General features: G+C 51.7%; 6 protein-coding genes and 1 pseudogene. 4 read left to right on the top strand and 3 right to left on the bottom strand.

Annotated elements, in window-relative coordinates:
* Positions 1–172: 172 nt before the first annotated feature.
* From KGB14_RS23210 to KGB14_RS23195, 4 genes and pseudogenes are all read left to right on the top strand, one after another.
* Positions 173–493, top strand: coding sequence for a MobC family plasmid mobilization relaxosome protein (locus tag KGB14_RS23210; RefSeq protein ID WP_023157587.1), 321 nt, complete (start codon positions 173–175; stop codon positions 491–493).
* Positions 456–848, top strand: a pseudogene (locus KGB14_RS28790) (relaxase/mobilization nuclease domain-containing protein); the annotation flags it as partial. The gene KGB14_RS23210 and the pseudogene KGB14_RS28790, both read left to right, overlap by 38 nt.
* A gap of 322 nt (positions 849–1170) precedes the next feature.
* Entirely contained in the window at positions 1171–1656 is a 486-nt protein-coding gene (locus KGB14_RS23200) for an MbeB family mobilization protein (protein ID WP_000096578.1), read from the top strand.
* A 3-nt stretch (positions 1657–1659) separates the two neighbouring features.
* Positions 1660–1872, top strand: coding sequence for an MbeD family mobilization/exclusion protein (locus tag KGB14_RS23195; RefSeq protein ID WP_000137423.1), 213 nt, complete (start codon positions 1660–1662; stop codon positions 1870–1872).
* Between the two features lie 541 nt (positions 1873–2413).
* Here the strand turns inward: KGB14_RS23195 and KGB14_RS28785 are convergent.
* Genes KGB14_RS28785 through KGB14_RS23180 form a run of 3 tightly spaced genes read right to left on the bottom strand, consistent with a single transcriptional unit; the run spans position 2414 to position 3923 of the window.
* Positions 2414–2599, bottom strand: a complete 186-nt coding sequence (locus KGB14_RS28785; protein WP_071597763.1) for a DUF2158 domain-containing protein — start codon at positions 2597–2599, stop codon at positions 2414–2416.
* Positions 2600–2640: 41 nt separating this feature from the next.
* Positions 2641–3042 (bottom strand): hypothetical protein, encoded by a 402-nt coding sequence (locus tag KGB14_RS23185; RefSeq protein ID WP_001505260.1) that lies wholly within the window; start codon positions 3040–3042, stop codon positions 2641–2643.
* Positions 3039–3923 carry a ParA family protein gene (locus tag KGB14_RS23180; protein ID WP_001505259.1) on the bottom strand — a complete coding sequence of 295 codons (885 nt, stop codon included), beginning with the start codon at positions 3921–3923 and terminating at the stop codon, positions 3039–3041. Before KGB14_RS23180 ends, KGB14_RS23185 begins: the two co-directional genes overlap by 4 nt.
* Positions 3924–4906: the final 983 nt, after the last annotated feature.

Here is a 4906-nt window from a genome sequence, read left to right as displayed (position 1 = left end):
TAAGCCAGTATACACTCCGCTAGCGCTACGTGACTGGTTCAGGGCTGCGCCCCGAAACCCGCTAAAAGCCACTGACGCGCCTGCGGCTTGTCCAACACCGTGCCGCCCGGGAAAAATTTCCCGCCCGTCCCGGTGTTATCAGGAGGTTACTCTGGCAGACAAACGCAACAAGATGCTCACGATGTGGGTGACGGAAGACGAACACCGGCGGCTGCTCGAGCGGTGCGACGGCAGGCAGCTGGCGGCGTGGATGCGTCAGACCTGCCTCGATGAGAAGCCGGCGCGTGCCGGCAGACTGCCATCGATATCCCCGGCGCTGCTGCGCCAGCTTGCAGGTATGGGTAACAACCTGAACCAGATCGCCCGGAAAGTGAATGCCGGTGGTGCCGGTCATGACCGGGTGCAGATTGTGGCCGCCCTGATGGCAATCGACGCGGGACTGGAGCGGCTGCGGCATGCGGTGCTGGAAAAAGGGGGGGGTGATGATCGTTAAATTTCATCCCCGGGGACGCGGTGGTGGTGCCGGTCCGGTGGATTACCTGCTGGGAAAAGACCGGCAGCGCGAGGGGGCGACCGTGCTGCAGGGAAAACCGGAGGAAGTCCGGGAGCTTATCGATGCCTCGCCGTATGCGAAAAAGTACACCTCCGGCGTACTGTCGTTCGCGGAGGCTGAACTGCCGCCCGGGCAGCGGGAGCAGATCATGGCCAGCTTTGAGCGGGTTCTGATGCCCGGGCTCGATAAAGACCAGTACAGCATTCTGTGGGTGGAGCACACCGACAAGGGGCGGCTGGAACTGAATTTCCTGATCCCCAACACTGAACTGCTGACCGGGAAACGCCTGCAGCCGTATTACGATCGAGCCGATCGGCCGCGCATCGATGCCTGGCAGACCGTGGTGAACGGCAGACTGGGGCTGCATGATCCAAACGCCCCGGAGAACCGGCGGCTACTGGTCACGCCGTCCGCACTGCCGAAAACGAAGCTGGAAGCCGCTCAGGCGATTACACGAGGGTTGCTGGCCTTAGCCTCATCCGGGGAGCTCAAAACGCGCGAGGACGTCACAGGGGCGCTCACAGCGGCAGGTTTTGAGGTGGTCCGCACCACAAAAAACAGTATCAGCATTGCCGACCCGGACGGGGGGCGAAACATCCGACTGAAGGGAGCCATTTATGAGCAGTCTTTTAGCGCTGGCGAAGGACTTGGAGCAGCAATCGAAAGCGCAGCAGCAGAGTACCGGCGAGATGCTGAAAGCCGCATTCAGCGAGCACGAGAAGTCTGTAAAAGCGGAACTGAGCGCAAGCGCGAAGAGAATCAGCGACGCCATCAGCGCCCACGAGCAGGGTATGACCGCGGCGATGCAGTCGAACCGCCTGAGCGTGCTGCGTATGGTCGGCCGGACGTGGCTGACCATCACTCTGGTCTCGGTACTGCTGATCGCCACGAGCGGGAGCATTCTGTGGTGGCAGGGGCAGCAGATCACCGGAAATTACCAGACTATCCGGGCGCAGGAGCGGACGCAGGCCATGCTGTCGGAGAAGAACCACGGCGTGCAGCTGTCGCTCTGCGGGGAGAAGAAACTGTCCTGCGTCAAAGTGAACCCGAAAGCGGGAGCTTACGGGGAGGAAGGGAACTGGATGGTACTGGAGAGGAAATAGCTCATGACGGAACTGGAAAAACAGTTGCTGACCGCATTAGAGCAGCTACATCAGGACTACTCGCAAAGGCTGGACGAGTGGGAGAGCGCCTTCGCGGAATGGCAGAAGATGTCTGGTCTTATGCAACGGGAGAACGCGGCGCTGAACGAGCGCGTGACGCGCTTGAGTCAGCAGGTGGCGAACTTGAGCAGGCAATTACAGCGTTTGAGCCAGTAGTGCAGCGGCATGAAATGGCGGTGGCCGCCGAACGGGCATACGAGCAGCGACAGCACGAAAAAGAGCTGGCGGAAGCCCGTTCCCGTCAGCGGAGCTATAACGGTCCGACGCTGGGCTGACAGGCTTCACCAGTGACAAACCCCACGAAGAAGGGCTCATAAATTTCCCGCTAAATACGGTCGTGATGAAAACATCACGGCGTATACAACGGAGGGATTATGAGACTGTTTAACGTGATTGAGACGGTGCTGAACTGCCTGTACATGGCGCTGGAGATCTGGGACTGGCTGGAGAAGCATTTTCCTGTTTTTAAGGCGTTCATCCGGATTCTGGCCTGAAATCAGACCGTATGCATCTGGCTGCATGACCATGCAGCCGGGTAAAATTTATCTGTCACGGACGGGGCGGTGTATCGGGTGGTTTGTTGCCGGTTTTACCTGACTGCCGCCCCGTTTGTGACGAACCTGTCCGGAGCGGTGCGGGCAACGGATGTTATGGTAAATAGGTTCGTCCGGTATGCTCAATGAAGATAAGCCAGTTTTTAACTGATTCTTTTTTCGATCGTTTGAAACAAGAATAGTATTTGGCAATAGCGGTTGTCTTTATCTAGCCAAGCACAATTAGCTAGATCTATGTAACCGTTATTTTGAGACGATCCATATCCGATGACCGTCATCGCTTTTGATTCTGACTTTAAGTAAACTATATCGCCTATATTAAATGGCATTTTTTTATCCTATAAAAAGCCACCTCACAGGTGGCTTTTATTTATGCATGATTCCCTTTCGCTACGCGACGATACATGCCAATATCACTTATCTCACTTATTGTGAACTCGGTTAGATTTTTCTTTGCTGAGCTCCCAGGTCTGATTTCAAGAGTATATAACAAATCAAGAAGTTCTTTTCTGCTATATTTCTGATCGTGGAAATATGAATACAGATCTTCTTTTGACATTTCCATCAGTTCTTCAACTGATTTATGTGTCATTCTCCTTGTTGCTAAAATAATCTCCTCAACGAGATCGGAGCGTTTTAATTTGCTTGGGTTCTTTGGAAGTAAATTACCAAAGGATTCAATTAGCTCGGCATTAGTCATTTCACTTTTATCCAAGCCAGCTTTAGCTCCCTCAACGCCAAGCCAAGATATCAGTTTTTGGATATCTATCATCGACAAGTCCTCATAAACTCAATCGTCAAGTTCTTAAACTGTGACGCTTGTTTGTAAGCGTTACTTATCTGTACATCATACACTGAAACGCGCTCTGCTGCAGCTACTCTTAGCCCATCACCTTCCGTTATGTAGTGCTTGAAGATGTCACCTGCTTGCCGAAGCCTGTTGTATTCATATTGCTCTGTTTGCTTCAGTTCTTCTGCATATTCTCTGGCCATCATTCCCATTGCTCCGGCGAAAACTGTGTCCTTATATGAATCGCCGACTTGCAGTGCCTTTCTTAGCATTTCAATATCTTCATTTACATTATTTATCTCACCTATGACCGTGGCCACACCAATAGATGATTGCCTGTCTAGTTTTACCGGTGATACACAATAATCTGATGCGTAGATTATAGAGCGCATGACATCAGAAACTTCGGGGTGTGAATCAATCAATATGTAGTCATAATTATCTGCAATAGGTGATAATACAGCGCTTATGGTTTTTAAATGCTGTAAAAGAATGGCATTGTTCGATCTTATATTGTTTGTACTAGGTAGCTTATCAGTTGAAACGGTTGATAAGCGAGGGTCGGCTGGAATGACATCGATACCACTATTAAATTTAATTATGTCTATGTCAGTCGTTTGTTGTGCCGCGCTATATAATTGCTGATACTTGTTAAATAACGTTGTTCCTTGCGGTGCTTGATTTCCAAAGTTTTCGATCAGTTTAGGGAAAAATCTTCCAGTTATACCTCCGCGTTGATAATCTGCATCTATAACTAAAACACGTTTTTCATGAAAACGACTAAGTCCTTCGGCAATGTGATAACAGGACGTTGTTTTACCAACCCCACCTTTCTCACTAATAAACCCAACTGTCACAGCCATTTTTATTCCTTACAAATCTCTTTTTTTTGGTAGAGGGAACAGCGTCAACGCTTTCCTTGACGTTCAGTATAACGTCAGCGTACTCTTAGCCATCAAACGAAAAAACCGACTGGGGAGTCGGTTTTTTCGAGGGTTCAGTAAGTTGGGGAACTTCTGAACCGTGGTAACAGGGTGTACAAGACCGCTGAAACCAAATTCTGTTATTCCAGTTTAGCCTCTCTAAGGCTGATACTTCAAGAACTCTCACTCAGTAAATCTTGTACACCCCTTTACTCATGGCTGCTGCCAGTGGCGCTTTGTCGTGTCTTTCCGGGTTGGACTCAAGTCGATAGTTACCGGAACAGGCGCAGCAGTCGGACTGAACGGGGGGTTCGTGCATACAGTCCAGCTTGGAGCGAACTGCCTACCCGGAACTGAGTGTCAGGCGTGGAATGAGATAAACGCGGCCATAACAGCGGAATGACACCGGTAAACCGAAAGGCAGGAACAGGAGAGCGCACGAGGGAGCCACCAGGGGGAAACGCCTGGTATCTTTATAGTCCTGTCGGGTTTCGCCACCACTGATTTGAGCGTCAGATTTCGTGATGCTTGTCAGGGGGGCGGAGCCTATGGAAAAACGGCTTCGCCGCGGCCCTATCGCTTCCCTGTTAAGTATCTTCCTGGCATCTTCCAGGAAATCTCCGCCCCGTTCGTAAGCCATTTCCGCTCGCCGCAGTCGAACGACCGAGCGTAGCGAGTCAGTGAGCGAGGAAGCGGAATATATCCTGTATCACATATTCTGCTGACGCTCCGGTGCCGCCTTTTTTCTCCTGCCACATGAAGCACTTTCCTGATACCCGCACTCATGCCAACATAGTAAGCCAGTATACACTCCGCTAGCGCTACGTGACTGGTTCAGGGCTGCGCCCCGAAACCCGCTAAAAGCCACTGACGCGCCTGCGGCTTGTCCAACACCGTGCCGCCCGGGAAAAATTTCCCGCCCG

The sequence above is a fragment of the Pseudomonas sp. A-RE-19 genome, from assembly GCF_019956555.1.
Taxonomy (GTDB): Bacteria; Pseudomonadota; Gammaproteobacteria; order Pseudomonadales; family Pseudomonadaceae; genus Aquipseudomonas.
The sequence above is the reverse complement of the archived record's forward strand: the minus strand, read 5'-3'. Positions and strand labels throughout refer to the sequence as shown.

What these genes read in the sequence shown, in the direction of transcription:
- KGB14_RS23210 (WP_023157587.1), top strand. Translation starts at nt 173, where the DNA reads ATGCTCACGATGTGGGTGACGGAAGACGAACACCGGCGGCTGCTCGAG.
- KGB14_RS23185 (WP_001505260.1), bottom strand. Translation starts at nt 3,042, where the DNA reads ATGATAGATATCCAAAAACTGATATCTTGGCTTGGCGTTGAGGGAGCT.
- KGB14_RS28785 (WP_071597763.1), bottom strand. Translation starts at nt 2,599, where the DNA reads ATGCCATTTAATATAGGCGATATAGTTTACTTAAAGTCAGAATCAAAA.
- KGB14_RS23180 (WP_001505259.1), bottom strand. Translation starts at nt 3,923, where the DNA reads ATGGCTGTGACAGTTGGGTTTATTAGTGAGAAAGGTGGGGTTGGTAAA.
- KGB14_RS23200 (WP_000096578.1), top strand. Translation starts at nt 1,171, where the DNA reads ATGAGCAGTCTTTTAGCGCTGGCGAAGGACTTGGAGCAGCAATCGAAA.
- KGB14_RS23195 (WP_000137423.1), top strand. Translation starts at nt 1,660, where the DNA reads ATGACGGAACTGGAAAAACAGTTGCTGACCGCATTAGAGCAGCTACAT.